The sequence below is a fragment of the Herbaspirillum lusitanum P6-12 genome (genome assembly GCF_000256565.1).
GTDB lineage: Bacteria > Pseudomonadota > Gammaproteobacteria > Burkholderiales > Burkholderiaceae_D > Herbaspirillum > Herbaspirillum lusitanum.
The window spans coordinates 1-303 of record NZ_AJHH01000217.1; the positions used below are offsets into that span (position 1 = coordinate 1).

Annotated in this window: 1 protein-coding gene; it reads left to right on the forward strand. The window is 64.7% G+C overall.

Annotated elements, in window-relative coordinates:
- Positions 1-303: sigma 54-interacting transcriptional regulator (locus HLUSI_RS27420; protein ID WP_040503251.1), on the forward strand; the 303-nt coding region annotated here is incomplete at both ends.

Below are 303 nucleotides of genomic sequence, written 5' to 3' on the forward strand. Positions count from 1 at the left end.
GGCGCCTTCACCGGCGCGCAGAAACGCCGCATCGGCAAACTGGAATACGCCAACGGCGGCACGCTGTTCCTGGACGAAATCGAAAGCATGCCGATGGCCTTGCAGGTCAAGCTGCTGCGCGTGCTGCAAGAGCGCAGGCTGGAGCGCCTTGGCGGCAACGAGTCGATCGTCATCGATTGCCGCGTGATCGCGGCCAGCAAGGCCGACCTGCTGCAATTGAGCGCGCAGGGCTTGTTCCGCGAAGACTTGTACTACCGCATCGGCGTGGTCAGCATCGACTTGCCGCGCCTGCGTGAGCGGCGC